The 1,836-nt window shown below is 46.0% G+C and carries 2 protein-coding genes; both read right to left on the bottom strand.

Annotated features, from left to right (window positions below):
- On the bottom strand, nucleotides 1-301 hold a 301-nt coding region (locus ACR2PX_RS00745; RefSeq protein ID WP_433997454.1), incomplete at its 3' end, for a hypothetical protein.
- Between the two features lie 59 nt (nucleotides 302-360).
- On the bottom strand, nucleotides 361-1,836 hold a 1,476-nt coding region (locus ACR2PX_RS00740), incomplete at its 5' end, for a hypothetical protein (protein WP_433997453.1).

The following is a 1,836-nucleotide window of genomic DNA, read 5'->3' as shown; positions in this document are numbered from 1 at the left end:
CTGAAGGATTGCCGTAAGTACAGAGCTGGGTAAGGGTATGGTTCAATGAAAGGCAGGAGGAATTGCTATACGAGCTCTGATTCATACTGGTCTCAAACAGACCTTTCGGTAATTCATGATTATCAGGGAAAGCCTGAAAACGGGCAATTTGTTGCGACCCTTCCAGAGCAACAAAGAGATTATCATGTTCTCCGCTGCTCAGAAAAACAGCATCTGAGGGTTGCTTAAAACTGGCGAGTTTCTGTTCATCAAAACGAACAATTTCTTCAAACTCCGAACCATTCCAGTGTAAAAGGTACATTCGTCCAGGGTTGCGATAAAGCAGAGCAACTATGGGTTTTGTAGGGTGAGCTACAGCTTTTACGATGCCGCACTGTGCCTGGGATTCTGGCCAGCGGTATAATTCGCTGCCCCGGCATCGAAGACATGAATCCGATGATCCATAGCGTTAGTGACAAAAAAGGAGCCATTACTATCTTCCAGAAAACCGGCACTGGTGACTGAAGCGTACTCTGGCTGGCATTGCTCCCTACAGTCTGTCAGTTCACACTCATCCTGGTCTTCCTGTAATGAACACAGGATCGCTGTATTTGAATTTTTGTTAACGATCAGAACCCTGCCGGTATTATCAATGGCGACAATTTCCGGTCTTTTTCCGATTAATGACTTACCTCCCACTTCATTAAAAAACGACCGGTCAAAAATGGCTGGATTTTCTTTACTTCTGAGCAGTGTGTTTATTTCATCATAAAGAGGGTTAGCAACCACCAGGCAGTTGCCAGTAGGCGACACCGCAATACTTTCACCCTTACTGGGATAATTAAATTCGCAGGGGCAATGATCTGTAGCAACGGCATTACTCCCCGGAGACAGGCCAATGCAAGTACCATTAATCAGGCATAACCCACCCAGCTCTCCCGGTCTTGGACTCCCGCCAAAACCTTGCTGAACCCAGTAGTCAGCGGATAAAGGAGCCAATGGATCAGCGACAGAAGAGGGAGGGCTACTGATAGACATATTGTAGGTCAGTACAAAGCCATTAGACTGAACGCCAGCAAAAAAATCATCCTGCTCATCCCCTGCATTAATAAGAGAGATACCATCGTTGAGGTCTGACAGTCCAAAGCTGGATAATACATCGGCATAAGGTTCCAGGTGATCAGCATTCAACCGGTTAAATCGATAATAAAAGTCACCAGTAGTTTGATTGAGGCGGTAATCAGTAAAACCGTATGTTTTTGAGGGGACTTTCCTGTTCAGCCATAACAGCTTATCGTTTGAGGCTGAAATCATATAAGGCCCCTGGGGTTGTTCGAGGCTTCCGGCGTACCGCCAGCCAGAATAATCCTGCAGAGTTTTCCAGTATCCAGGAGAGACAGTGATGCCTGATAATCTGATGGCATCATTATTAACCGTCATCTCACTCTCATGATAAGCATAAACGCAGCTATCTGTGTTTCCAGTTCCCTGATAGGCAATCACAACGGAAGCACAACTTTCTGCAGAGAGTGGCCCGGATGGATTAGTAACAATCCTGAAAGGACCAGCTTGCAGATCAGGAATGTTGATCTCTTCACTCTCCGAATCAGCGCAGATTGTAAGAATCACTCGTTGTTCTACGTTGTTAGGTACCTGCCCGAAGATAATAGAACGTTCTCCACTCTTACCCTCACCGGCACCGTGATAGACAAGACCCAGCGCAGTGTTGTTCACAAGAAAACTTGTACACAGGAGCAGTGCCCGGGAAAATCTTGAAAACATATAAACATCCTCACCTGATTTGTACTTCAGTTGTTTCCGAAGCAGGAAGCAGGAAGCAAGAAGCAAGAAGCAAGA

The organism is Endozoicomonas sp., from assembly GCF_051008435.1.
Taxonomy (GTDB): domain Bacteria; phylum Pseudomonadota; class Gammaproteobacteria; order Pseudomonadales; family Endozoicomonadaceae; genus Endozoicomonas_A.
The sequence above is the reverse complement of the archived record's forward strand: the minus strand, read 5'-3'. Positions and strand labels throughout refer to the sequence as shown.